Consider the following 24048-nt stretch of genomic DNA (forward strand, 5'->3'; position numbering starts at 1 on the left):
AGCAGTCGGAATCGTCGCCACCCTCATCGTCGTGGGGGTGCTTCTGCTCGAGCTTCCTCAGCTGATCAACCTCGTCGGTCTGCTGACGTCGTACGTCGGGCTCCCAGTATTCGAGATCCCGGCGATCCGCCTCGCGGGTTGGCAGAACCTCCTCGTCATCATCGCCGGAGGCCTCGCGGCGATCGAACGAGGGCTGAGCATGAGATACAACCCACTCTTGGACGACTGAACCCCCGCTGGTCAACGCGATAGGCAGCCAATCGCCTCACACATTGAAACGGAACTCCACCACGTTCCGTAACCGAATAACCTGTGAAATGTTCGCAGCTACGTGTTCGCGGTTGCTACCACAATAATGTGGATACACGAAAATGACCTCGACTCATCGAAGGGAGCGATATGTCTGCCCTGCCGGAAACAAACACTCTCACTGTTGCAGAAATGCCAGCGGACTGCGGAAACGCACCGCGCAAGATCGTGATTCGTGATTTTCTCATCGCGCTCTATGATCATGACGCCGACAGCGTTCTCACCCATCTCGACGACGCAGTCGAGTGGCATATCATCGGTGATCGGGTGTTGCACGGCCACGAAGAAGTGGCTGCGTGGCTAGCAACCGAACGCGCCGCCGCGCAGCTAACAATCCATTCGGTCATCACCCACGGAACCGATTGCGGCGCGGATGGAATTGTCGAATCGGCCACCAACAGCAAGCTCGCGTTCAGCCACGTACTCATCTTCAAGGGGCACAGCAAGACCGCACCTATCAAGACCTTGCGCAGCTACAGCATCCACCTGCCTACCGAATAGTGGTCCTGGCGGGACTCGACCCAACCCGCCGATGCCACCTATCGCCGTGATGACCTGAGGCCACCACGTGCCGAGGTCAAGCAACCAACGGAGTGATCGCCTCGATCTGATCAGAGACCCGGTCTTCGGCGACCTCCAAGTCATACCGCGTCTGCAAGTTCAGCCAGAACTGTGGATCGACACCGAAGTAGCGCCCAAGCCGCAATGCTGTGTCAGCAGTGATCGCACGTTTACCGTGGACTATCTCGTTGATGCGCCGCGGCGGCACCCCAATCGACACAGCAAGTTTGTTCTGCGAAATGCCGAACCCCTCGATGAAGTCCTCCATCAAGACCTCACCCGGGTGGATCGGCGGATACAACTTCTCAGACATCAATCCTCCCGAGTGATAATCAGCGATCTCGACATCTTCAGGCCCAGCACTCGTCCACCGAAAGCAGATCCGCCACTGGTTATTGATCCGGATGCTGCGTTGCCCCCAATCGATCGCCCTTGTGCGCCTCCAAACGATTGCCTGGAGGAACGCGCAACGCGTCGAGGGAGGTCGCCGCATCGAGCAGATGCAACTTTCTATTCGCTGCTTTGTGGATGCGCGGATCGAGCTTCTTCGAAGACTCACGACGCCAGATTCGTTCGGCGTCACGGTCTGCGAATGATCTGATCACGACACCAGGATATACCGCGTAGCGTTATTAACGCGAGACGTTAAATCTAAACTCCACCGATTTCCGGTACATACCACCCTCTTGAGGTGTGCAGTGAAGCGCTCGGCCCCGCGTCCGGGACCGACAGCTTGCGTTCGACGTCAACGATAGGTCTCGTGCAACGCCTCCTCGATCTGAGACGGAGTCGGTGCACCGGCGTACCCGCGCTCAGTCGCGTAGACCCGGCACGCGAGCGAGCGAACCGGTTGCGTCGGAAACAGGTCGACGCCGTCGACGAGGATCGTGGGCGAGCCTCCGAATCGGGTGTTCACCGCTTCGGTCTCGGTGTGGATCGTTACCAGCTCGATGGGCACTTCCGCGAGCTCGGCGGCATCCAGCGCGGCGCGCGCGTTTGCTTCGGCGATGGCCGTGTTCGGGCAGTCGACGATGTGCAGCAGTTCGACCTTCATACGATCTGCTCCTTCCGGGTCCGGGCCGCGCGCAAGCCATTGAGGATCACGATGACCTCCGCGATCTCGTGCACGAGCACCACGGCAGCGAGTCCCAGGACGCCGAAGAGGGCGAGCGGGAGCAGGGCGGTGATGATCAGCAGGGACAGGATGATGTTCTGGTTGATGATGTGCCTGCCGCGGCGGGCGTGGTCGAACGCCCGCGGGAGGAGCCGCAGGTCGTGGCCGGTGAAGGCGACGTCGGCGGACTCGATCGCGGCATCGGAGCCGGTCGCGCCCATCGCGATGCCGATGTCCGCGGCCGCCAGGGCGGGGGCGTCGTTGATGCCGTCGCCGATCATCGCGACCGAGCCGTGCCTGCCCAGCTCGCTGATCGCGGCGGCCTTGTCCTCGGGACGCAGCTCGGCGCGCACGTCCCCGATCCCGGCCTGCGCGGCCAGCGCGCGGGCGGTGCGGGCGTTGTCGCCGGTGAGCATGGTCATCCCGACGCCCTGGGCCGCGAGGGTGCGCACGACCTCTGGGACCTCGGGGCGCAGCTCGTCGCGGACCCCGATCGCGGCGACCGGGACCCCGTCGAGGTGCACAATGACGACGGTCATGCCCTGCTCCTCCAGGCCCGCGACCTGGTCCTTGAGCGTCCCCGAGTCCAGCCAGCGAGGGCTGCCGACGGTGACCCGGGCCCCGTCGAGGGTGCCTTCGATGCCGTGCCCGGCCTGCTCGGTGACGTCCAGGGCGGCGGGGGCTCCGGGTGCGGCGGCGGTGATCGCGGCCGCCAGCGGGTGGGTGCTGTGCTACTCCAGGGATGCCGCCCAGGCCAGGGCCTGCGCCTCGGTCACGCCGTCGGCGGTGAGGACGGCGGTGACGGCGGGCTCGTTGCGGGTGAGGGTGCCGGTCTTGTCGACGGCGACGTGGCGGATCACGCCGAAGCGCTCGAACACGGCACCGGACTTGATGATCACGCCGAACCGGCTCGCCGAGCCGATCGCGGCGACGACGGTGAGCGGGACGGAGATCGCCAGCGCGCACGGCGACGCGGCGACGAGCACCACGAGGGCGCGGGTGATCCACAGCTCCGGGTCGCCGAGCAGCGAGCCGATGATCGCGACGAGAGCGGCGAGGATCAGCACGCCGGGCACGAGGGGTCGGGCGATCCGGTCGGCCAGCCGAGCGCGGTCTCCCTTCTCGGCCTGCGCCTGCTCGACCAGCTCCACGATCGTGGTCAGCGAGTTGTCCGTACCCGCCGCGGTCGCCTCGACCTCCAGGGCACCGGCGGTGTTGATCGCCCCGGCCGACACCGCGTCGCCGGGCTCGACCTCGACCGGGATCGACTCGCCGGTGATCGCGGAGGTATCCAGGCTCGACCGACCTGTGCGGACGATGCCGTCGGTCGCGATCCGCTCACCGGGGCGCACCAGCATGAGCTGCCCGACCTGGAGGTCTTTCGCGGCGACCTCGACCGTCGCGCCGTCGCGGCGGATGGTCGCTGTCTCAGGGACGAGCTTGAGCAGCGCCCGGAGCCCGCCGCGGGCGCGGTCCATCGCCTTGTCCTCCAGCGCCTCAGCGATCGAGTACAGGAACGCCAGGGCCGCGGCCTCCTCGACGTAGCCGAGGATCACCGCGCCAATGGCGCTGATCGTCATCAGCAGGCTGATGCCGAGCTTGCGCTTGAACAGTTTGCGGATCGCGCCCGGGGTGAACGTCGACGCTCCCAGCAGCAGGCCGATCCAGAACGCCACCAGCGCCGGGACCTCCGCCCCTGTCCATTCCACGGCCAGGCCCGTGCCGAAGGCGACGCCGGAGAGCGCCGGGACCATGATCCCGCGGTCACGCCACCACGGACGCTCCCGCTCCTCCTCGGCCTCCTCGCCGACCCGGGTCTCCGGCTCGTCGCAGCCGCACGCCGCGCTCACGCGCCCGCTCCCGTCCCGCAGCAGCCCGGCACCGTGCACTCGGCGTCCATGCACGGCGCGTGCTCGTCCACGGCCAGCGTCACGTCCACCAGCGCCGTGAGCGCTGCCGCGAGGTGCGGGTCGGCGATCTCGTAGCGCGTCTGCCGCCCCTCGGGCTCGGCGACCACGATCCCGCAGTCGCGAAGACAGGTCAGGTGGTTCGACACGTTCGAACGCGTCAGCTCCAGCTCGCGCGAGAGCACGGCCGGGTAGCTCGGCCCGTCCAGCAGGGTCATCAGGATCCGGGAGCGCGTCGGGTCCGCCATGGCCCGGCCCAGCCGGTTCATGACGTCGAGGCGAGAAGCAATAGTCAGCATGCACTAAACTATACAGTGACTGCTGACCTATTTTGGTCATCGCATCGGCAGGTCAGACCGCTCAATCGACGCGAGAGGTTATACGGCGAAACGAAATTCCACGACGTCGCCGTCCTGCATGATGTAGTCCTTGCCCTCCAGGCGGACCTTGCCGGCAGCCTTGGCCTCATTCATCGATCCCGCCGCGACCAGGTCCTCAAAACTGACCACTTCGGCCTTGATGAAGCCCCGCTGGAAGTCCGTGTGGATCACCCCGGCCGCCTCGGGCGCAGTATCTCCCTTATTGATCGTCCACGCCCGGGCTTCCTTCGGCCCCGCCGTCAGGTAGGTCTGCAGCCCCAGCGTCTCGAAGCCCACGCGCGCCAGCTGGTCCAGCCCGGACTCCTCCAGCCCGTTGAGCTCCAGCATCTCGCGGGCCTCCTCCTCGCTCAGCTCCACCAGCTCAGACTCCAGCTTCGCGTCCAGGAACACCGCCTGCGCCGGAGCCACCAGCCGCTCCAACTCCGCCTTCTTCGCCGCATCGCCCAGCACGCCGTCGTCGGCGTTGAACACATAGATCTGCGGCTTAGCAGTGAGCAGATTCAGCCCGGCCAGCTGCTCCATATCCAACGACGACGACGCAGAGAAGACCGTATTGCCCTCCTCCAGCACCTTCTGGGCCGCCACATAGGCGTCCAGGGTCGCTTTGTCCGTCTTCTTGCCGGTGACCTGCTTCTCCAGCTTGGGAATCGCGTTCTCCAGGGTCTGCAGGTCCGCGAGGATCAGCTCGGTGTTGATCGTCTCCATGTCACTGGTGGGGTCGACCTTGCCGTCCACGTGCGTGACGTTCTCATCTTCAAAGACACGCACCACCTGGGCGATGGCGTGGGCCTCACGAATATTGGCCAGGAACTGGTTGCCCAGCCCCTCCCCCTCCGAGGCGCCCTTGACGATTCCGGCGATGTCCACAAAGGAAACCGTGGCCGGGATGATCTTGGCCGAACCGAAGATCTCTGCCAACGTGTTCAGCCGCTCATCCGGCAGATTCACCACGCCCACATTGGGTTCGATGGTGGCGAACGGGTAGTTCGCCGCCAAGATCGTCTGCCGGGTCAGTGCGTTGAAGAGGGTCGACTTGCCCACATTGGGCAGTCCCACGATGCCGATAGTCAGTGCCACGGTCCCCTAACCTACCGCACCCCGTAACGAACCCTCCCCGCCGCTGCCGGTCCACGTAAGGTAGTGGGCTGTTTGTACCGAACCGAGACGGGCCGCGCCCCTGGCACTGGGGGCGGGACCCCGTCATGATGTTAGGTAAATCACTCCACCGAGGAAGGCACTGTCATGGCAGCAGCACCGCCTGCAGCATCGAAAGTCAACTGGCCGGTGTTCATCGTCTCTGCGGTGATCATTGTGGCCGTCACCGGATGGGTCGCGCTGGACCCCGGCGCCTACCCCACTCTCGAAGCAGCCTTCGGCTGGATCGGTCAGCACCTGGGCTGGTACTTCATCCTCACCGCCGCCGTGGTGGTGCTCTTTGTGATGATCGTGGCGCTCAGCCGCGTCGGCCGCACCAAACTGGGTCCGGACCACTCAAAGCCGAAGTTCAACCTCTTCACCTGGACAGCCATGCTCTTCGCCGCCGGCATCGGCGTGGATCTGATGTTCTTCTCCGTAGTGGGTCCCGCCACGAACCTCCGGGTCGGCCCCGGCCTGGCCCCTGAGGCCGAGATGGCCGCCGCCGAGCAGGCCGCCCTGTGGACCATGTTCCACTACGGCATCCCCGGCTGGGCCATGTACGCCCTGGTGGGTATGGCCTTCGGCCTATTCGCCTACCGCTACCACCTGCCGCTGTCCATCCGCAGCGCGCTCTACCCCATCATCGGACGCCGCGCCCAGGGCGCAGCGGGCGACGCCGTCGAGGTCGGCGCAGTCATCGGCACCATCTTCGGCATCGCCACCAGCCTCGGCATCGGCGTGGTGTTCCTCAGCTACGGCCTGGACCTGGTCTTCGGCCTGGAATCAGGCCCTGGAGTCCAGGTGGCACTGATCGTCCTGGCCGCGGTAGTAGTCACCATCTCCACCTACTCCGGCATCGAAAAGGGCATCCGCCGGCTGGCCGAGCTCAACGTGCTGATCGCCATCGTGCTGATGATCTATGTGCTGATCTCCGGGGAGACCGTCCGGCTGCTCAACGCACTGGTGAAGAACATCGGCGACTTCGCAGCCCTGTTCCCGAGCATGCTCACCGAGACCTTCGCCTTCGACACCACCGAAGCCTGGCTGGACGAGGGCTGGGTCGAATGGTGGACCATCTTCTTCTGGGCATGGTGGATGGCCTGGGCGCCGTTCGTGGGGCTCTTCCTGGCCCGCATCTCCCGCGGCCGCACGCTGCGCCAGTTCGTCACCGGCGTGCTGGTGGTGCCCTTCGCGTTCATCGTGCTGTGGATCTCCATCTTCGGCAACGCCACCGTCTTCCGAATCATGGGCGGCGATGAGGACTTCGCCGCCGAAGCGGAGGACTTCACCGGCGCCGGCTACTACAGCCTGATGGCCGAATTCCCCGGCGCCACCTTCATCATCGGCATCTCGGTCCTGGTGGGCCTGCTGTTCTACGTCACCAGTGCCGACTCCGGCGCGCTGGTGCTGGCGAACTTCACCTCCCGGACCACCGGCACCAACTCAGACGGCCCCGCCTGGCTGCGGGTGGTGTGGAGCGTGATCATCGGCGGGCTGACCCTGGCGATGCTGCTGGTGGACACCGCAGACGGCGCCGGCATCTACAGCCTGCAGATGGCCACCGTGATCATCGGCCTGCCGCTTTCGCTGATCCTCTACCTCCTGATGGCCGGGGTCTGGCGCGCGCTGCGCATGGAGCGCTACCAGGTCCAAGCCGGGCAGGCCACATTGCCCTCGGCGCTGTCCGAACGCATCGTCGGCTCCGGGGAGAGCACCCCGGCGCGCTTGCGCCGCCGCCTGGCCCGGCATATGCACTACCCCACCGCCGAGGAGGTCGGCCAGTACGTGGACAGCGTCGCGGCCCCGGCCGTGGAGGAGGTCGCCTCCGCCCTCACCGAGCAGGGCGCGGAGGTCACCTGCAGCCGCGGCGTGGTGGAGGACACCCAGCTGCCGCATGTGGACCTGCACGTCTACTTCGGCGACCAGGCCATGTTCAAGTACCAGGCCTACCCGGTGGAGTACTCGGTGCCGAACTTCGCGCTGAACTTCCGCAGCACTGAGCAGACCTTCTACCGGGTGGAGGTCTTCTCCGCCACCGGCTCGGCCGGCCATGACATCTTCGGCTACACCAAGGACCAGGTGATCTCGGATGTGCTCGACGCCTATGAGCGCCACCTGGCCGTGCTGACCATGAACGACGACGACGGCGGCACCCCGGTCACACTGAACACCGGGGCGATCCCCGACGACTGGGACCACGTCCGCACCAGGAAGTCCCGCTGAGCCGGCGAGCGCCGGTTCCTGGCTGGTGTGCAGGCGGAGTCGCTACAGTGGAGAGCGGCGCCGCCTGCACCGCCGTCGTCGTCCTGTCCCCCTGTTTGATAACCCGCACCACTGACCAGTCCGTCCCTCCCCTGCCGAAGGAGCTGTCATGACCGCCACCTTGTTCATCGACGGATCGTGGGTCTCCGCCGCCTCCGGCGACAGTCGCCTGATCCGCTGCCCCGCCGACGGCCGCGAGGTGGGGGAAGCCTCCGAAGCCGGCGCGGAGGACACCCACAAGGCCATCGCCGCGGCTAAGCGCGCCTTCGAACGCCGGGTATGGGCGGACACCCCGGCTGCCGAGCGCGGCGACTTCCTGCTGCAGGTGGCTGAGCAGCTGCGCGAGCGCAAGGCTGAATTCGCCCGCGCTGAGGCCCTGGACACCGGCAAACGCCTGGTGGAGGCCGAGCTGGATATGGATGACATCATCGCCTGCTTCACCTTCTTCGGGAAGCTGGCCGATTCGGATCCGGGACGGCTGGTCGATGCAGGCGACCCGACTGTGATCTCCCGGGTGGTCTACGAGCCGGTGGGGGTCTGCGGAATGATCACTCCGTGGAACTTCCCGCTGCTGCAGGCGGCCTGGAAGCTCGCTCCGGCGCTGGCTGCCGGCAACTCCTTGGTCCTCAAGCCGGCAGAGCTGACCCCGCACACCTCCATGCTGATCATGGACGTCTTCGACTCCCTGGGTCTGCCCGACGGCGTGGCCAACCTGGTCACCGGCTCCGGAGCCGAGGCCGGCGCCCCGCTGGCCGAGCACCCGGATGTGGACATGGTCTCCTTCACCGGGGGGCTGGTCACCGGCCGGAAGATCGCCTCGGCCGCCGCGCAGACGGTGAAGAAGGTGGCCCTGGAGCTGGGCGGGAAGAACCCGAACATCGTCTTCGCCGACGCCGACTTCGACGCCGCGGTGGACAACGCCCTCAACGCCGGGTTCGTCGACTCCGGCCAGGTCTGCTCCGCCGGGGTGCGGCTGATCGTCGAGGAGTCCATCAAGGAGCGGTTCGTCGATGAACTGGTCCGCCGTGCCGAGGCGATCACCATGGGCGGTCCCTTCGACGAGGCGGCTGAGACCGGGCCGCTGATCTCTGAAGAGCACCGGCAGAAGGTCTATGACTACACCCAGGCCGGCATCGAGGAGGGCGCCGTGCTGCGCTGCGGCCACCACTTCGGCCCCGAGGAGCTCTCCAGTGGGTTCTTCTACGCCCCCACCGTGCTGGATGAGGTGCGCCGCGGCATGTCCGTGGTGCGCCAGGAAGGCTTTGGGCCGGTGATCACCGTGGAGACCTTCACCACCGAGGCTGAAGCGATCGCCACCGCCAATGACACGGAGTACGGGCTGGCCGGCGCGGTCTGGACCACTGACCGTGCCACTGCCCACCGGGTCTCCTCCCGGCTGCGCCACGGCACCGTGTGGATCAACGACTACCATCCCTACCTCCCGCAGGCGGAGTGGGGCGGCTTCAAGCAGTCCGGGGTGGGGCGCGAGCTGGGCCGGCACGGTTTGGACGAGTACCGGGAGGCAAAGCACATCTACGAGAACACCGAGCCTGCCGTCACCGGCTGGTTCCGCAGCCCGGACCAGTCCTGACCCCGCCCCAGGCGCCCGGCTCCGGGGGCGCTGCCCCGAGGCAGCCCCACCCAAAGCACCCCCAAGGCAAAGAACGTGCCGGATGGGCCCAAACTCTCCGGAAATTGGGCCGAGTTCGGGCCTTTCCGACACGTAACGCCCGGGGAGGACCGACTCCAGCCCCAATCCGCACCCGACGACCTGAACAGAAGGAGCATCCAGTGGCAGAGCAGAGTTTCGACTATGTGGTGATCGGCGGCGGATCGGCCGGCGCAGCAGTGGCCGCACGGCTGTCCGAGGATCCCAGCGTCACCGTAGCCCTGCTGGAGGCCGGACCCACCGATGTGGGCAATGAGCAGATCCTGCAGCTGAACCGGTGGATGGAGCTGCTGGAATCCGGCTACGACTGGGACTATCCGGTGGAGCCGCAGGAGTCCGGGAACTCGTTCATGCGCCACGCCCGCGCCAAGGTGCTCGGCGGCTGCTCCTCGCACAACTCCTGCATCGCCTTCTGGCCGCCGAAGGAGGATATGGACGAATGGGAGTCCATGGGCGCGGCCGGCTGGAACGCCGAATCCACCTATCCGCTCCTGAAGCGCCTGGAGACCAACGACCAGGCCACCGGGGAACCCGGAGACCACCACGGCACCTCCGGGCCGGTGAATCTGATGACCATCCCGCCTCATGACCCGTGCGGGGTGGCGCTGCTGGACGCCTGTGAGCAGACCGGGATCCCGCGCGCCAGGTTCAACTCCGGCGAGACGGTGGTCACCGGGGCCAACTTCTTCCAGGTCAACCGGCTGCCCGACGGGACCCGGGCGTCGTCGTCGGTGTCCTACATCCACCCGATCCTGGAGCGTGAGAACTTCACTCTTCTCACCGACACCTGGGTGAAGGAGATTCTCTTCGACGACGACGGCAGCACCCCGCGCGCTGTGGGCGTCTCGGCGGTCAACAACGCCTTCGGCCGGGCCCACACCATTGCGGCGGCCAAAGAGGTGGTGCTCTCCGCCGGAGCCATCGATTCGCCGAAGCTGCTGATGCTCTCCGGGATCGGCCCGGCCGCGCACCTGGCTGAGCACGGCATCACCGCCCGGGTGGACTCCCCCGGCGTGGGCGAGCACCTGCAGGACCATCCCGAGGCGGTCATCGCCTGGGAGGCGAAGCAGCCCATGGTCGAGGACAGCTACCAGTGGTGGGAGATCGGCATCTTCGCCGATACCTTGGCAGACACCGGCGGCTCCGATAAGCCCGGACGTCCGGACCTGATGATGCACTACGGCTCGGTTCCCTTCGATATGCACACCCTGCGGCAGGGATACCCCACCTCAGAGAACACGTTCTGCCTGACCCCGAACATCACCCACGCCAAGTCCCGCGGGACTGTGCGGCTGCGCTCGAGGGACTACCGAGATAAGCCGGCAGTGGATCCGCGGTACTTCACCGATCCCGAGGGCCACGATATGCGGGTGGCCGTAGCCGGGATCAGGCTGGCCCGCGAGATCGTCTCCCAGCCGGCCATGGCCGACTGGGCCGGCCAGGAGCTGTTCCCGGGGAAGGACGTGGTCAGCGACGAACAGATCGCCGACTACATCCGGCGCACCCACAACACGGTCTATCACCCCGCAGGCACAGTGCGGATGGGCGCGGCCGAGGATGAGATGTCTCCGCTGACCCCAGACCTGCGGGTCAAAGGTGTGCAGGGGCTCCGCGTGGCCGATGCCTCGGTGATGCCGGAGCTGACCACGGTGAACCCGAACATCACCACCATGATGATCGGCGAGCGCTGCGCGGACCTTATCCGGGGCGCCGCCTCCTGAGGGCACGCCCGGCGGTGCTGCTGGAGAACAGCACGCCCCAGATGACCAGCGCGCCGCCGGCCAGCTCCAGCCAGCTGGGAACCTGGCCGAGCACCAGCCACGCGGCCAGCACACCGAAGATCGGCACGAGCATGGAGAACGGCGCCACCGCTCCGGCGGGGTGCCGGCGCATCAGCCACACCCAGATTCCCGCACCCACCACGGTGCCCATCAGCACCAGGTAGACAAAGCCCAGCCACGAAGGCAGCGCATCTGCACTGAGCGAACTGGTCATCGCCTCCCCGATGGTCTCCGGGCCTTCGACCATCAGCGAGAGCGCCAGCATCGGCAGCGGAGGCACCACCGTCATCCACATCACCAGGGCCAGGGGTTTGTCCGTCTGGGCTTTGCGGGAGGCCAGGTTGCCCAGCGCCCAGCCGAAGGCACCCAGCACCACCAGCAGGAACGGACCCCAGCCGTCCAGGCTGCCGCGGGAGATGCCCACCACCGCCAAGCCGGTCACCGCCACCGCCACGCCGACGGCCCGGCGCCCGGTGATCTGCTCCCGCAGCAGCAGCGCGCCCAGCAGCACAGTGAACGGGGCCGAGGCCTGCAGCACCAGGGAGGCCAGACCGGCGGGGAACCCCGCCGCCATGCCCAGAAACAGACCGAAGAACTGCAGGGTGCCGAACCCCAGGCCGTAGCCGATGAGGTAGCGGATCTTCACCCCGGCCCAGGGAACAAACAGCAGGGCTGGAAGCGCCAGCACCGCAAACCGCAGGGCCACCAGGAACAGCGGAGGGAACTGCTCCAGGGCGAAGTGGATCGCAACGAAGTTCACTCCCCACAGCACCGCGACGACGACGGCGAGCAGGACATGTCGGATGGGCACCTGCTCATCCTGCCCCAGCAGATCTGAGAATGTCGACGACGCGCTCAGTACCGGTCAGAGCCAGCCGTTCTCCAGGGCTTGCCGGGCGGCGTCGTGCCGGTTCTGCGCGCCGGTCTTGCCGATCGCAGCGGAAAGGTGGTTGCGCACCGTTCCCGGGGAGAGGTGCAGGCGCTCGGCGATGCTCTTCACCGGGCTGCCATCGGCTGCAGCGCGCAGCACCTGCTGCTCGCGCGCGGTGAGCGGATTCAAGCCGCCAGCCAGCGAATCCGCCGCCAACGCCGGGTCCACCACCCGCTGGCCGGCAGCTACGCGGCGCACCATCTGCGCCAGCTGATCGGCCGGGGTGTCCTTGACCACGAAACCCGCGGCACCGGCGTCCACGGCGCGGCGGAGGTAGCCGGGCCGTCCGAAGGTGGTGACAATCAGGCACCGGGTGGGCAGCTGCGCCTGGCTGAGCTGCCGCACCGCCTCGATGCCGTCGAGTCCCGGCATCTCAATATCCACCAGCGCGACGTCGGGCCGGTGCTGGAGAGCCGCCTCAACCAGCTGGTCCCCTCGTCCGATCTCGCCGACGATCTCGAGGTCCGGCTCCAGGCCCAACAGGGCAGAGAGCCCGCCGCGGACCAGGTCCTGGTCATCGGCCAGCAGCAGGCGGATGGGCCGTTGCTGGTTCATGGAAACCGTACCTCCACCCGTGTCCCGCCGGGGCCCTCGGCGGGCCCCACGCTGACCCGCGCCCCGATGGCAGCGGCTCGCTCGCGCAGGCCGCGCAGACCATTGCCTTCGGCTGAGCTCTGGACGCCGAGACCGTCGTCGCTGATCACCAGCCGCTCAGGGCTGATCTGAATGCAGCACCGGGAGGCCTGGGCATGCCGCAGCACATTGGTGACCGCCTCGCGCAGCGTCCAGGCCATCAGATCGGCCCCCGGCTCGTCCCCGGTGCTGTGTCCGCGAATCTCCACGTCCACTCCGGCCGCGGTCAGGGATGACCGCGCAACCTCCAGTTCGGCGGGCAGCTGGGGCGCACGCAGACGGGTCACGGTCGAGCGGACCTGCTCCAGCGATTCACGGGCCAGCTGCTCGATCTCACCGAGTTCCGCGTCGGCGCGCTGCGGGTCGGCCGCCACCAGGCGGCGGGCCAGCTGCGCCTTGATGGAGAGCACGGTCAACGAGTGTCCCAGCACATCGTGAACATCCCGGGCGATGCGGTCGCGCTCCTCGGCGGCACGCAGCTGCTCCTCGGCGCCGCGGGCCCGTTCATCAAAGTGCTCGGTGAGTCGAGTGATGATGATGAACAGCATCCCGAAGCCCGGTCCCAGCGCCACCCAGACCTCGTTGTATCCGGTGACCAGGTAGGCCGCCGCTGTGGGCACCGCCCAGATCACCAGCCCGATGGGGATCCCGGTCTGCGGCGCGGTGGTGAAGATGATCAGCGCGGCGATATAGGGAAGGAAGCACACGGCCCAGGTCCCCGACGCCGGCAGGGTCAACGCCGCCTGGCCAGCCAGCACCAGGCAGATGACGGTCAGCCGACGCGGATGGACCCTGCCTATGGCGTCGTCGCCGATCCAGCAGGCCATCTGCCAGGTGTAGAGCATCGCGAAGCCGGCGGTCGCGGCCCAGGCCAGCAGCTTCCACCCCACAGCGGCCGGGCTGTAGACGGCAGCGATGACCGGTGCAGCAAGGAAGACCAGCCAGATGGTGGCGTAGAGCAGCCCAGTGATGCGGGTGCCGCTGACCTGGGGCCAGAAGGAGGTGGCCATGGGGCTATCCAATCACTGTCTTCTGGTGCGGCGGCGCTGCAGGGCCAGGCATGCGATGCCGAATACGGCGGTCCACGCCACCACATTAGCCACCACAGCCCACAGGGGGTCGCTGCCGACCGGCCCGGCGGTGCCGATGATCTCTCCGTCGCTGAGCGGAAAGCGGGCCAGGGCAGTCGAACCGTACATCGGGGTGAAGCGTCCGATGTCCAGCAGCACCCCCTGCAGCGGCATGAACGCGTTGCCCAGGAATGCCAGAATCACCAGCACCCCAGAGGCGGCCCCGATCGCAGCATCGGAGCGGAACAGCATCCCGACCGCCAGGCCATAGAGCGCAAAAGGCAGGGACGCTACCAGAGTCAGGGCCCCCGCGGCCAGCCATACCCCCGCCGGCATCTGCGCGGTGGTGAAGAACGCGACCGCGTTGAGCACCACCACCGGCAGCAGCGCCATAGCCAGGGCGATCGTGGTCTTGGCCAGCACGAATGCCCCGTGCGGCAGACCGGTGAGTGCCAGTTGGCGGCCCCAGCCCTGCTGGATCTCCACCGCGGCGGATCCGGCCAGCGAGGTGGTGGCCGTGATCGCGCCGTAGACGGCCATGCCGATCATGATCCAGGCGCTGACATTGCCCTCACCGGCCGGAAAGTCCGACCATTCGTTGTAGACCCCAAAGAACAGGTACAGCACGGCGGGCAGCACCACAATGAAGAAGGTGCTGCCGATGTTGCGGAGGTTCCGCCAGAAGTCCATGAGGATGTAGGTGGTGATGCTCATCGGTGTGCCTCCTGAGGTGTGGTCAGCTGCATGAAGGCCTCTTCCAGACTAGCTGGCCGGATGGTGAGGCTGTGCGCATCCGTGGCGGTGAGCAGATGCCGGGCCAGCGCGTCGGAGTCCGTGGTGCGGAAGTTCACTCGGCGGCCCTGCACCTGGTGCGACTCCACATGCGGAAGCTGCTGCAGCTGCCCGGCGGTGGGCTGCCAGATGGCGGTGATGTGCGCTGCGCCGGCGTGCTGGCGGACGTGATCGGTGGGCCCGTCTGCGATGACGCGGCCGCCGTGCATCAGAACTGTGCGCCGGGCGAACTGCTCGGCCTCTTCCAGGTAGTGGGTCGCAAAGAGGATTGTGGTGCCGGCCTCGGCCTGCAGGGCCATCCGATCCCAGAAGCGGTGGCGGGCGGCGGGGTCCATGCCGGCAGTGGGCTCGTCCAGGATCAGCACCTCAGGCTGCGGCAGCAGGGCCAGGGCGAATTTCACCCGCTGCTGCTGGCCGCCGGAGCATTTCCCGACCTTCCGGGAGGCGATCTCCGTCAGGTCGGCCGCTTCCATGACTGCCTCGATCCCCGCATGCTGGTGGTGCAATGCGGCGATGATCTGCACTGTCTCTTTCACCGTGAGGTCCGGCAGCAGACCGCCGGTCTGCAGCAGTGCTCCGATGCGCCCGGCTCGCACCGCGGCCTGGGGCTGGCCGCCGAAGACGGTGAGCCGCCCAGCATCCGGGGCGGTGAGTCCCAACACCATATCCAGCAGGGTTGTTTTGCCCGCCCCGTTGGGGCCCAGGACCGCAGCGATCTCCCCGCGCTCAAAGTCCAGACTCACGCCGTCGACGGCCCGCACGCGGTCACCGCCGCCGCCGGGAAACTCTTTGACAAGAGCCTCTGCGCTGATGATTGCCTCTGTCATACCTCCAGCATCGGCGCGGAGGAGCACCAGCACGTAGAGCAGGTGTCATGAATCTGGCGTGACACCTGTCATGGGCAGCCGCGCCCGCAGCGCCCTCAGCCGAAGGCGACGGTGTCAGCCCCGGGGTTCAGCAGCTCGGGGGAAAGATTGATCAGCCGCAGCCGGCAGAGGTCGTAGATCTGCTCATCGCTCAGGCTGCGGATCAGGGCGGCTTCAGCGTCGTCGTCGGCTTCCTCGTCCAGCCCGCCCTTGGGCAGGGTGGAGGAGACCGGCCCGTGATGCAGCGGAATATCGATCACTGTGACCGCCGCCGGGGTGAGCGGGATGAACTGATGACGGTCGATCAGTCCCAGCCCCTCCAGCAGCACGCGCAGGGCAGCACCGTGTGAGACCGCGACGGCGGTGCGCACTTCGAAGCTCAGATCCACCGAGGCGGTGGGCTGGATCTCCGCAGTCTCCCGCACGATCCGGAAGAACGCCCGGCGCATCCGCTGCAGCAGGTCCTGATGCGCCTCCCCGCCGACCGGCGTGTAGGTGCCGGCCCGCCAGGCTTCGAACTGCTCCGGGAACTGCCGGCGCACCTCAGCCCCGTACCAGCCCTCCCACTCCCCCAGGTGCTGCTCGGCCAGGTCAGCAGTGACCTGCGGCGCCAGGTCCAGGCCGAATTCGGCGAAGGTCTGCTGAGTGCGCACCAGGGATGAGACATAGCCGCGCTGGGGGTTCTGCGCACGCACGAAGCCGCCGGTGATGCGTGCCTGCTGACGTCCGGAGTCGGCGAGCGGGATGTCCGAGTGCCCCTGGAGCCGGTGGTCCTTATTCCATTCGGTCTCCCCATGCCTGACCAGCAGGATCCGGATCATCCTGGCTCCTTCCGCCCCACGCGCCGCGCCGCCGTCGTTTGCAGCTTTCACCCTATGCCATACGGGGAAACACCCGCCGGAGTGCCTCTGATCTGCGGTTAAGGTGAAGTATGCACATCCAGGACACGGCCGCCGAGCACCCGGTCACTGCCTCCCGCACGCTGCTGAGCACAGGAATCTTCGATGTGGCGGAGGAAAGCTTCCGCTTCGGTGACGACGGCGAACAGCTGACCCGAGTCTTCGTCCAGCACCCCGGGGCGGTGGCGGTGGTCGCAGTGGATGTGGCTGACCGTGTGCTGCTGATCAACCAGTACCGCCACCCGGTGCGCATGAACCTGTGGGAGGTCCCCGCAGGTCTGCTGGATATCGACGGCGAGCCGATGCTCACCGCCGCACAGCGGGAGCTCCACGAGGAAGCTGACATCACAGCGAGCACCTGGCACACCCTGGTGGACTTCTACACCACCCCTGGGGCGCATAATGAGGCGATCCGCATCTACCTGGCCGAGGGGATCGACGCGGTGCCGGAGTCCCAGCGCCACGCACGCCAGGCTGAGGAGGCCCAGATCCAGGTGGAATGGGTGCCGCTGGCTGAGGCCGTCGCCGCCGTGCTTGCCGGGCAGATCCACAACCCCTCGGCAGCCCTGGGAATTCTGGCGCTGCATGCAGTGCGCAGCGGGGGCGCCGAACTGCGGGCCGCTGATGCGCCGTGGCCGCAGCAGCCCCGCGGCATCGCTCCCTAGCGACGCCGAGCAGACGCGCCTGGAGCAGACGCGCCCGGTGAGGAGATCAGCTGGCCTTCTTCTGGCGGCTCCCGCCGGCCTTCTTCTTCCGACCGTTCCCGGAGGAGGACTGGGAGGACCCACCCGACTTCTTCCGCCGGGAGTCCACTGACTTCTTCAGCGCCTCCATGAGGTCGATGACATTGCCGTCGCCGTCGTCGTCCTCCTCCACCTCTCCAAAGGTGGCTTCGGTGTCGATCTCTTCCCCGGACTCCAGCTTCTCCTCAATGAGGGTCTGCAGCTGCTCCTGGTACTCGTCGGTGAACCGTTCAGGCTCAAAGTCCTCCGAATAGGACTCCACCAGTGAGGCCGCCATCTCCATCTCCTTCTTCGACACCCGCGAGCCGGGGATGTCGAAGGCCGGTTCGCGCATCTCGTCGGCCCAGCGCAGGCCTTGGAGCACGATGACGTCGTCGCGGACCCGCAGCACCCCCAGCCGGGTCTTGGAGCGCAGCGTGAAAGTCACCACCGCCACACGCTCGGCATCCTCCAGGGTCCGGCGCAGCAGCACGTAGGCCTTCGCGGATTTGCCGGCCGGCTCCAGGAAGTAGGACTTGTCCAGCACCATCGAGTCGATCTGGTCCTCTGGGACGAACTGCTCGACCGCGATCTCTTTGGATTCGTCAGCCGGCAGGTCCTCCATCTCCTCCTTGGTGATGATCACCGACTTCTCGCCGTCGTCGTAGGCCCGGTCAATGTTCTTGTAGTCGATGACCTTGTCGCAGACCTCGCAGCGGCGCTGATAGCGGATGCGGCCGCCGTCGGCGTCGTGGACCTGATGCAGGCTCACGTCATGGCTCTTGGTGGCCGAGTACAGCTTCACCGGCACCGAGACCAGCCCGAAGCTGACCTCGCCGGACCAGATAGCACGCATTGCAGAACACCTCCTGGGTCCATCCCACACCGCAGCCCTCCACATTGGCTGGACGACGACGGCGGACCGACGCCGCCGGGGCCGCCTATCATGGCAGGGACGTCCGACCCCGTCCGGAGAGGCACTCCATGGCATCCTTCACCCTTCACACCCAGAGCCTCGGCCAGGGCGAGGAGACGGTGGTGTTCCTCCACGGGCTGTTCGGCCAGGGGAAGAACTTCACGCAGATCGCCAAGGCGCTGCCGCCGGACTACCGCAGTGTGCTGGTGGACCTGCCCAACCACGGCGCCTCGGACTGGACCGAGGAGTTCAGCTACACCGAGCACGCAGACCTGGTGGCCGATCACCTGCGCGGCACCGAGGGGACCCCGGTGCACGTGGTGGGCCATTCCATGGGCGGGAAGGTGGCCATGCTGCTGGCGCTGCGCCATCCTGAGCTGGTGCGCAGTCTGGTGGTGGTGGACATCTCCCCGGTGGCCCGTGAAGACATGGGCGAGTTCGACCACCTGCTCTCCAGCCTGCTCAGTCTGGACTTGGACGCCCTGGAGTCCCGGGGCGAGGCAGATGAGCAGCTGCGCGAGCCGATCCCGGAAGCCATGATCCGCGGATTCCTGCTGCAGAGCCTGACCAAGGACTCCGACGGGCTGCGCTGGAAGTCCAATCTGCAGCTGCTGCACTCCAGCCTGCCGCAGATCGGGGGGTTCCCGGATCTGGACGATCAGGCGGAGTACACCGGGCCGGTGCTGTGGGTGGCCGGGGAGAACTCGGACTATGTGCAGGACGAATACGCCCCGGTGATGCGTCAGCTGTTCCCGCGGGTCTTCCAGACCACCATCAAGAAGGCCGGCCACTGGGTGCACTCGGAGCAGCCACAGGTCTTCACGGAGGTGCTCGCCCGCTTCCTCGCAGGTCAGCAGGACACTTAGACGTTCAGACAACGCTCAGCTGCCGGGCGCATGGTGCAGATATGGCCACCCAGCAGACTGTGACGGTAGGCGGCCGGAAGCTGAAGCTGACCAATCTGGACAAGGTGCTGTATCCGGAGGCCGGCACTACCAAGGCCGAGGTGATCGAGTACCTCCAGACGGTGGCGGATGCGATGCTGCCCCATATGCGGCGCCGGCCGGTGACGCGCAAGCGCTGGCCGGACGGTCCGGGCACCGCTGAGGAGCCGAAGGACTCGTTCTTCCGGAAGAACCTGGAGGACTCTGCGCCCTCCTGGGTGCCGCGGCTGGGTCTGCAGCACTCCGACCACGTCAATATCTATCCGTTGGCGGAGGATGATGCCGTGCTGGCCTGGTTCGGCCAGGTCGCCGCCCTGGAGCTTCATGTGCCGCAGTGGAGGTTTGTATCCGACGTCGAGCCTTTCATTCCCCAGGATTCCTACGGCGAGCCGCCGGTGGCGGACCAGCGGAATCCGGACCGGCTGGTGCTGGATCTGGACCCAGGGGAGGGGGCCGATGTCACCGACTGCGCCCGGGTGGCCCGCTGGTGTCGGGAGATCCTGGATGAGATGGACCTGCCCAGCATTCCGCTGACCTCCGGCTCCAAGGGCATTCATCTTTATGCCGCGCTGGACGGCAGCTACACCTCGGATCAGGTCTCGCAGGTGGCCAAGGAGCTGGCCCGCGCCCTGGAGTCGGACCATCCCGATGATGTGGTCAGCCAGATGAAGAAGTCCGCCCGCGGGGGCAAGGTGCTGGTGGACTGGTCGCAGAACAATGCGAATAAGACCACAGTGGCCCCCTATTCGCTGCGCGGCCGTCCCCAGCCGTGGGTGGCGGCGCCGCGCACCTGGGAGGAGCTGGAGGATCCGGACCTGGGTCAGCTGAACTTCCGGGAGGTGATGCAGCGGCTGGCCGACGGCGTGGACCCGCTGCAGGACTTCGGCCGCTACACCGACCGCGACGCAGACATCCCCACCTCCGCCGAGCCGGAGTCCGGCGGCTCATCCTCGAGTTCTCGCGCCGCACCTCAGGACATCGAGGACGCGCTGACTAAGTACCGGTCCATGCGCGATGCCGCCAAGACTCCGGAACCGGTGCCGTCAGGCTCCCCGGCTTCCCGCGAAGGCGAACGCATCTTCGTCATCCAGGAGCACCACGCCCGCCGGCTGCACTATGACACCCGGCTGGAGCGCGACGGCGTCCTGGTCTCCTGGGCGGTGCCGAAGGGCCCGCCGCTGCGGCAGGGGACCCAGCGGCTGGCAGTCCAGACCGAAGACCATCCCATTGAGTACGCCGACTTCGAGGGCACCATTCCCAAAGGTGAGTACGGCGCAGGGGAGGTCTCAATCTGGGATTCCGGCACCGTGGAGGTGGAGAAGTGGGAGGACGGCAAAGTGGTGTTCGTCCTCCACGGTCAGCCCGACGGCGGCCTGGGCGGCACGCCCCGCCGCTACGCCCTGGTCAGGACCGACGACGACGGCGATGAGTGGCTCATCCGGCTCACCAAGGACCAGCCGCGTCAGCCGGCCCAAGGGTCCCGCAGCACCGGCAAGTCCAGCACGTCCGGCCGCACATCCCGGTCCGGCGGCGGCGGCCGGAAAGCCGCCTCCTCGGCGTCTCCCTCGGAGACTGATCACAGCCAGGACACATCCCATGCGCTTCCGGACCCACTCCCCTCCCCCATGCTGGCCACACTCGGCAGCGCCTCCAGCATCCGCGGATCCGGGTGGACCTTCGAGGCCAAATGGGACGGCTACCGGATCCTCTCCGCAGCCCGCGCCGACGGCGAGGTCGAGCTGCGCAGCCGCAGCGGGAAGGACTACACCACCGTGTTCCCGGAGCTGGCAGAGCTGTCCGAGGCTGTGCCGGCCGGGACCGTCGTGGACGGCGAGGTCGTCGCGCTGAACTCCTCTCACCGTCCGGACTTCGGGCGCCTGCAGCGGCGCGGCCGGCTGACCACGGCCAAAGAGATCCAGCGCGCCGCCGAACGGATCCCAGTGCACTACATGGTCTTCGACCTGCTGCACACTGCCGAGCACGGAGACCTGACTGACCGGCCCTACACCGAGCGGCGCGAGCTGCTCTCCGAGCTCCTGACCCCCACGGAGCACGTCCAGGCGCCGGATGACCTGGGCGAGTCTCTGCAGGAGGCGATGGAGGTCAGCCAGGAGCTGCAGCTGGAGGGCATCATCGCCAAGCGGAACGATGCCCCCTACCGCCCGGGCCGGCGCTCCGAGGACTGGGTGAAGGTCAAGCACGCCAACCATGCCGATGTGGTGATCATCGGTTTCCGGCAGGGCAAGGGCGGCCGCGCCAAGACCTTCGGCTCTCTGCTGCTGGCCATGGAGGACGACGACGGCGAGCTGAGCTATGCCGGCCGTGTGGGCACCGGCTTCTCCGAGGCGGATCTCACCGAGCTGCGCCGCCAACTGGATCAGCTCACCCGCAAAACCCCGTCGGCGGACGACGTCCCCCGCGAGGACTCCTCAGATGCCACGTGGGTGACTCCGAAGCTGCACGGCGAGGTCAAGCATTCCGGCATCACCCGGGACCACCGGCTGCGCCATCCAGCGTGGCGGACCCTCAAGACGGAATGAGCCCCACCCGGAGAATCGATTGACTTTCGATAGATTTCTGCTGATACTCAATGCATGACATCGCATCGTTGGGTGGTTGCCGCTCTGCGGATCTTCCTGATCCTGCTCTTCGCCCTGCTTCTCTTCTTCCAGTTCTTCTCCCTGCCGGGTGAGTTCGCCCACCGGGCCGAGCTCAATCCAACCTCAGCCCACCTGCAGATCCCCGCCACTGCCATCACCATCTTCTGGGTGCTGTGCGTGCAGGCCGTCATCGTCTGCGTATGGAAGCTGCTGACGCTGGTGGCCTATGACCGGATCTTCTCCGAGGACTCCCTGGTGTGGGTCAACATCATTCTCGGCACCCTGGCCGCCGGGTGGGTCAGTCTCTTCGGGGTCTTTGTGTTCATCGGGTTCCGCGCCACCGATCCGGCGCTGCCGCTGATCCTGGGGCTGCTGCTGGCCATCGTGACGGTGATCGGGCTTCTGATGATCGTGATGCGCGCCCTGCTGCGCCAGGCCACCACGCTGCGCGCGGATATGGACCAGGTGATCTGATGCCGATCCGCGTGAACCTGGACGTCATGCTCGCCCGCCGGAAGATGAGTGTGGGCGAGTTCGCCGAACAGGTCGGCATCAGTCCCGCCAACGTCGCCGTGCTGAAGAACGGCCGCGCCAAGGCGGTCCGCTTCACCACGCTGGAGGCCATCTGCCGAGTGCTGGACTGCCAGCCCGGCGACATTCTGGAGTGGGTGAATGATGACTCCGCGCCCTGAGACCCCAGATGTGCTCGTCGTCGGGGCGGGACTGGCCGGACTGCGCACCGCCGCTCTGCTGGCCGGACGCGGCCACTCGGTGATGCTGATCGAACGCCGTCGCCGGCTCACCGAGTTCATCCGCACCACCGGCATCTTTGTGCGCAAGACGCTGACCGACTTCGAACTCCCCAACCAGCACCTGGGCCCGCCCATCCGCACCATGGTCCTCTACCCGCCGAGCCTGAGCCGCCCGGTCACCCTGACCAGCGAGCAGGATGAGTACCGCGTGGGGCACATGGGGCCGCTCTATGAGCACTGCGCCCGCACCGCTGAGAATGCGGGGACTGACCTTCGGCTGGGGACCCGGTTCCTGGGACCTGACGACGACGGCGGCTGGCTGCTCCGCGGGCCTGAAGGGGTCTATCGGGTACACCCGCGGTTCACAGTGGCTGCTGACGGCGCCCGATCACAGGTGGCCAAACACCTTCAGCTGGACCGGAATACGCACCTGCTGGCCGGCGCTGAACGCGTCTACCCGCTGAGACAGACCACTGCGACGCCGGCGTTCCACTGCGTGGTGGACCCCCGACTGGCGCCCGGATACCTGGCCTGGACTGTCAACGACGGCGTGCACGCTCATGTGGGTGTGGCCGGCTACGCACGGCGGTTCCCGCAGGGCATCGGTCATGCATTGGAGAGCTACGCGGGCTGCGCGCCCGGCCTCTCCCCCGCGGATAGGCATCCTCCGCAGGCGGAGGCACGCGGAGGCCCAATCCCGGTGGGCGGGCTGCTGCGCCGGATCAGTTCGCCGCGGGGTCTGCTGGTGGGCGATGCTGCTGGCGCGGTCTCTCCGCTGACGGCCGGCGGATTGGATCCGTGCCTGCGACTCTCCGACTACGCTGCCGAGACCCTGCACCGCGCCTTGGTCCGGTCTGAGCCTGGTGTCCTCCGCCAGTTCGACGGTGCGGCCCTGCGCCGGGAATTCCGTGGTCGCCTGACCCTGCGGCATGCGCTGGCTCAGGTCCGCACCCCGGCTGCCGCCGAAGCGGCCTTCATGGGCCTGCGCACCCCTGCCGGCCGCGCCGCTGCGCGGCATATCCTCTTTGCCGAGAAGTCCTTCCCCGATCCCGAGCCTATGAGGCCGCCAGCCACCTCGCCGCTGAGGCGGACCAGATTCCCGGTGTGAGCGGCAATGACCCGGCCAGGGTGTGCCGGCCGGGGTTGTGCCGGCTGACAGCGGAGGCCAGACTCGAAACCAGGAACCTATGCTCAACAGGGAAGGGACCCGCTATGGAGGTCGTGCGGCCAGAGGGCTGCGGAAATTCACCGCGCGTGGCCATCGTCAGCGATTTTGCCGCCCAGTGGGCGGCGGGGGATGCCGGCGCTCTCGCCGCATGGTTGGCGGAGGACGCTGTCTGGACCCTGGTGGGCGACCAGACCCACCACGGCTCCGACGCTGCTGAGAGGGCCCGCGCGCCGCTGGCCCCGCAGCGGCTGGAGATACGCTCGGTGATCACCCACGGGCGGTTCGCCTCCTGCGACGGCCGCCTCACCGATGGCGCCCGCTCCATCGAGTTTTCGCACGTGATGCGCTTCACCGGAGCCGGGAAGACCGCCAAGATCGCCGAGATCCGCAGCTACTGCATCGAGTCCGCCGAACACACGGCCTGAGCCCAGTGGCCGCGTCCTGGACCGGTGCCAATAGCCTGGCCCCGTGCCTATGCGCCCTGACCCCGGCACCCGCCGCGTGAGCCCAGTTCCGTGACCTCCCCGCCTCCTCGGTCCGGCCCCCTGGAGCGGCGGGGGCGTCGGGGTGACAGGTGGGGTGTCGTAGGGGGCTTGTAGCGTGGTGGGTATGGATATCGAACGGGGTGTCCCGCC

Annotated in this window: 22 protein-coding genes and 3 pseudogenes; 12 read left to right on the top strand and 13 right to left on the bottom strand. The window is 67.2% G+C overall.

What is annotated here, in order from left to right:
* Nucleotides 1–229: pseudogene (locus Q1K09_RS11820) on the top strand (hypothetical protein); the annotation flags it as partial.
* 170 nt (nt 230–399) lie between these two features.
* A complete protein-coding gene (locus Q1K09_RS11825; RefSeq protein ID WP_300345627.1) occupies nt 400–810 on the top strand; it encodes a nuclear transport factor 2 family protein in 411 nt (136 codons plus the stop codon).
* 76 nt (nt 811–886) lie between these two features.
* Here the strand turns inward: Q1K09_RS11825 and Q1K09_RS11830 are convergent, their stop codons facing one another.
* The 6 genes and pseudogenes from Q1K09_RS11830 to ychF form a co-directional block, all read right to left on the bottom strand.
* Nucleotides 887–1183: a HigA family addiction module antitoxin gene (locus tag Q1K09_RS11830; RefSeq protein ID WP_300345628.1), complete on the bottom strand. Its 297-nt coding sequence runs from the start codon at nt 1181–1183 to the stop codon at nt 887–889.
* Between the two features lie 12 nt (nt 1184–1195).
* A pseudogene (locus Q1K09_RS11835) lies at nt 1196–1475 on the bottom strand (type II toxin-antitoxin system RelE/ParE family toxin); the annotation flags it as partial.
* Nucleotides 1476–1615: 140 nt separating this feature from the next.
* Nucleotides 1616–1924 carry a hypothetical protein gene (locus tag Q1K09_RS11840; protein WP_019619454.1) on the bottom strand — a complete coding sequence of 103 codons (309 nt, stop codon included), beginning with the start codon at nt 1922–1924 and terminating at the stop codon, nt 1616–1618.
* A pseudogene (locus Q1K09_RS11845) lies at nt 1921–3834 on the bottom strand (cation-translocating P-type ATPase). Before Q1K09_RS11845 ends, Q1K09_RS11840 begins: the two are co-directional and overlap by 4 nt.
* Nucleotides 3831–4190, bottom strand: a complete 360-nt coding sequence (locus tag Q1K09_RS11850) for a metalloregulator ArsR/SmtB family transcription factor (protein WP_017883886.1) — start codon at nt 4188–4190, stop codon at nt 3831–3833. Before Q1K09_RS11850 ends, Q1K09_RS11845 begins: the two are co-directional and overlap by 4 nt.
* A 78-nt stretch (nt 4191–4268) precedes the next feature.
* Nucleotides 4269–5348 carry a redox-regulated ATPase YchF gene (ychF, locus tag Q1K09_RS11855; RefSeq protein ID WP_300345632.1) on the bottom strand — a complete coding sequence of 360 codons (1080 nt, stop codon included), beginning with the start codon at nt 5346–5348 and terminating at the stop codon, nt 4269–4271.
* Between the two features lie 165 nt (nt 5349–5513).
* On the opposite strand from ychF, the gene betT reads away from it, so the two are divergent.
* The 3 genes from betT to Q1K09_RS11870 all read left to right on the top strand — a co-directional run bounded on the left by betT (nt 5514) and on the right by Q1K09_RS11870 (nt 11060).
* Nucleotides 5514–7631, top strand: a complete 2118-nt coding sequence (gene betT, locus Q1K09_RS11860) for a choline BCCT transporter BetT (protein WP_300345634.1) — start codon at nt 5514–5516, stop codon at nt 7629–7631.
* A gap of 148 nt (nt 7632–7779) precedes the next feature.
* Nucleotides 7780–9261 (top strand): aldehyde dehydrogenase family protein, encoded by a 1482-nt coding sequence (locus Q1K09_RS11865; protein ID WP_300345635.1) that lies wholly within the window; start codon nt 7780–7782, stop codon nt 9259–9261.
* A gap of 200 nt (nt 9262–9461) precedes the next feature.
* A complete protein-coding gene (locus Q1K09_RS11870; RefSeq protein WP_300345636.1) occupies nt 9462–11060 on the top strand; it encodes a GMC oxidoreductase in 1599 nt (532 codons plus the stop codon).
* Here Q1K09_RS11870 and Q1K09_RS11875 read toward each other — a convergent pair.
* From Q1K09_RS11875 to Q1K09_RS11900, 6 genes are all read right to left on the bottom strand, one after another.
* The gene (locus Q1K09_RS11875; RefSeq protein ID WP_300345637.1) at nt 11038–11931 is read right to left on the bottom strand and encodes an EamA family transporter; all 894 of its coding nucleotides are present in this window, start codon (nt 11929–11931) and stop codon (nt 11038–11040) included. The two genes, Q1K09_RS11870 and Q1K09_RS11875, sit on opposite strands and share 23 nt — an antisense overlap.
* 54 nt (nt 11932–11985) lie before the next feature.
* Nucleotides 11986–12606 carry a response regulator transcription factor gene (locus Q1K09_RS11880; RefSeq protein WP_300345638.1) on the bottom strand — a complete coding sequence of 207 codons (621 nt, stop codon included), beginning with the start codon at nt 12604–12606 and terminating at the stop codon, nt 11986–11988.
* Nucleotides 12603–13694: a sensor histidine kinase gene (locus tag Q1K09_RS11885; RefSeq protein WP_300345639.1), complete on the bottom strand. Its 1092-nt coding sequence runs from the start codon at nt 13692–13694 to the stop codon at nt 12603–12605. The genes Q1K09_RS11880 and Q1K09_RS11885 overlap by 4 nt, the downstream gene beginning before the upstream one ends.
* 12 nt (nt 13695–13706) lie before the next feature.
* Entirely contained in the window at nt 13707–14468 is a 762-nt protein-coding gene (locus Q1K09_RS11890) for an ABC transporter permease (protein WP_300345640.1), read from the bottom strand.
* Complete coding sequence (locus Q1K09_RS11895) at nt 14465–15373, bottom strand: ABC transporter ATP-binding protein (protein ID WP_300345641.1); 909 nt, start codon at nt 15371–15373, stop codon at nt 14465–14467. The genes Q1K09_RS11890 and Q1K09_RS11895 overlap by 4 nt, the downstream gene beginning before the upstream one ends.
* A gap of 95 nt (nt 15374–15468) precedes the next feature.
* Nucleotides 15469–16233 (bottom strand): histidine phosphatase family protein, encoded by a 765-nt coding sequence (locus tag Q1K09_RS11900; protein WP_300345642.1) that lies wholly within the window; start codon nt 16231–16233, stop codon nt 15469–15471.
* A 110-nt stretch (nt 16234–16343) separates the two neighbouring features.
* Between Q1K09_RS11900 and Q1K09_RS11905 the strand changes: the two genes are divergently transcribed.
* A complete protein-coding gene (locus tag Q1K09_RS11905; RefSeq protein WP_300345643.1) occupies nt 16344–16976 on the top strand; it encodes an NUDIX hydrolase in 633 nt (210 codons plus the stop codon).
* 46 nt (nt 16977–17022) lie between these two features.
* On the opposite strand, the gene Q1K09_RS11910 is transcribed toward Q1K09_RS11905, so the two are convergent.
* Nucleotides 17023–17889, bottom strand: coding sequence for a Ku protein (locus Q1K09_RS11910; RefSeq protein ID WP_300345644.1), 867 nt, complete (start codon nt 17887–17889; stop codon nt 17023–17025).
* A 128-nt stretch (nt 17890–18017) separates the two neighbouring features.
* Here Q1K09_RS11910 and Q1K09_RS11915 point away from each other — a divergent pair, with 128 nt between their 5' ends.
* The 6 genes from Q1K09_RS11915 to Q1K09_RS11940 all read left to right on the top strand — a co-directional run bounded on the left by Q1K09_RS11915 (nt 18018) and on the right by Q1K09_RS11940 (nt 23838).
* Entirely contained in the window at nt 18018–18815 is a 798-nt protein-coding gene (locus Q1K09_RS11915) for an alpha/beta fold hydrolase (RefSeq protein ID WP_300345645.1), read from the top strand.
* Nucleotides 18816–18856: 41 nt separating this feature from the next.
* On the top strand, nt 18857–21433 hold the full coding sequence (locus tag Q1K09_RS11920) for an ATP-dependent DNA ligase (protein ID WP_300345646.1): 2577 nt from the start codon (nt 18857–18859) through the stop codon (nt 21431–21433).
* Between the two features lie 54 nt (nt 21434–21487).
* Nucleotides 21488–21967, top strand: coding sequence for a DUF2975 domain-containing protein (locus tag Q1K09_RS11925; RefSeq protein ID WP_300345647.1), 480 nt, complete (start codon nt 21488–21490; stop codon nt 21965–21967).
* The gene (locus Q1K09_RS11930; protein WP_300345648.1) at nt 21967–22185 is read left to right on the top strand and encodes a helix-turn-helix transcriptional regulator; all 219 of its coding nucleotides are present in this window, start codon (nt 21967–21969) and stop codon (nt 22183–22185) included. Before Q1K09_RS11925 ends, Q1K09_RS11930 begins: the two co-directional genes overlap by 1 nt.
* The gene (locus Q1K09_RS11935) at nt 22166–23353 is read left to right on the top strand and encodes an NAD(P)/FAD-dependent oxidoreductase (protein WP_300345649.1); all 1188 of its coding nucleotides are present in this window, start codon (nt 22166–22168) and stop codon (nt 23351–23353) included. The genes Q1K09_RS11930 and Q1K09_RS11935 overlap by 20 nt, the downstream gene beginning before the upstream one ends.
* A gap of 146 nt (nt 23354–23499) precedes the next feature.
* On the top strand, nt 23500–23838 hold the full coding sequence (locus Q1K09_RS11940) for a nuclear transport factor 2 family protein (RefSeq protein ID WP_300345651.1): 339 nt from the start codon (nt 23500–23502) through the stop codon (nt 23836–23838).
* The last annotated feature ends 210 nt before the right edge of the window (nt 23839–24048 follow it).

Origin of the sequence: Nesterenkonia sp., assembly GCF_029265375.1 — a bacterium.
Classification (GTDB): Bacteria; Actinomycetota; Actinomycetes; order Actinomycetales; family Micrococcaceae; genus Nesterenkonia.

Bases quoted from the DNA above. Each gene is read 5' to 3' on its own strand.
- Q1K09_RS11865 (WP_300345635.1), top strand. From the start codon at position 7,780: ATGACCGCCACCTTGTTCATCGACGGATCGTGGGTCTCCGCCGCCTCC.
- Q1K09_RS11825 (WP_300345627.1), top strand. From the start codon at position 400: ATGTCTGCCCTGCCGGAAACAAACACTCTCACTGTTGCAGAAATGCCA.
- Q1K09_RS11880 (WP_300345638.1), bottom strand. From the start codon at position 12,606: ATGAACCAGCAACGGCCCATCCGCCTGCTGCTGGCCGATGACCAGGAC.
- Q1K09_RS11935 (WP_300345649.1), top strand. From the start codon at position 22,166: ATGATGACTCCGCGCCCTGAGACCCCAGATGTGCTCGTCGTCGGGGCG.
- Q1K09_RS11915 (WP_300345645.1), top strand. From the start codon at position 18,018: ATGGCATCCTTCACCCTTCACACCCAGAGCCTCGGCCAGGGCGAGGAG.
- Q1K09_RS11920 (WP_300345646.1), top strand. From the start codon at position 18,857: ATGGCCACCCAGCAGACTGTGACGGTAGGCGGCCGGAAGCTGAAGCTG.
- betT (WP_300345634.1), top strand. From the start codon at position 5,514: ATGGCAGCAGCACCGCCTGCAGCATCGAAAGTCAACTGGCCGGTGTTC.
- Q1K09_RS11850 (WP_017883886.1), bottom strand. From the start codon at position 4,190: ATGCTGACTATTGCTTCTCGCCTCGACGTCATGAACCGGCTGGGCCGG.
- Q1K09_RS11895 (WP_300345641.1), bottom strand. From the start codon at position 15,373: ATGACAGAGGCAATCATCAGCGCAGAGGCTCTTGTCAAAGAGTTTCCC.
- Q1K09_RS11925 (WP_300345647.1), top strand. From the start codon at position 21,488: ATGACATCGCATCGTTGGGTGGTTGCCGCTCTGCGGATCTTCCTGATC.
- Q1K09_RS11910 (WP_300345644.1), bottom strand. From the start codon at position 17,889: ATGCGTGCTATCTGGTCCGGCGAGGTCAGCTTCGGGCTGGTCTCGGTG.
- Q1K09_RS11900 (WP_300345642.1), bottom strand. From the start codon at position 16,233: ATGATCCGGATCCTGCTGGTCAGGCATGGGGAGACCGAATGGAATAAG.
- Q1K09_RS11890 (WP_300345640.1), bottom strand. From the start codon at position 14,468: ATGAGCATCACCACCTACATCCTCATGGACTTCTGGCGGAACCTCCGC.
- Q1K09_RS11840 (WP_019619454.1), bottom strand. From the start codon at position 1,924: ATGAAGGTCGAACTGCTGCACATCGTCGACTGCCCGAACACGGCCATC.
- Q1K09_RS11930 (WP_300345648.1), top strand. From the start codon at position 21,967: ATGCCGATCCGCGTGAACCTGGACGTCATGCTCGCCCGCCGGAAGATG.
- Q1K09_RS11905 (WP_300345643.1), top strand. From the start codon at position 16,344: ATGCACATCCAGGACACGGCCGCCGAGCACCCGGTCACTGCCTCCCGC.
- Q1K09_RS11885 (WP_300345639.1), bottom strand. From the start codon at position 13,694: ATGGCCACCTCCTTCTGGCCCCAGGTCAGCGGCACCCGCATCACTGGG.
- Q1K09_RS11830 (WP_300345628.1), bottom strand. From the start codon at position 1,183: ATGTCTGAGAAGTTGTATCCGCCGATCCACCCGGGTGAGGTCTTGATG.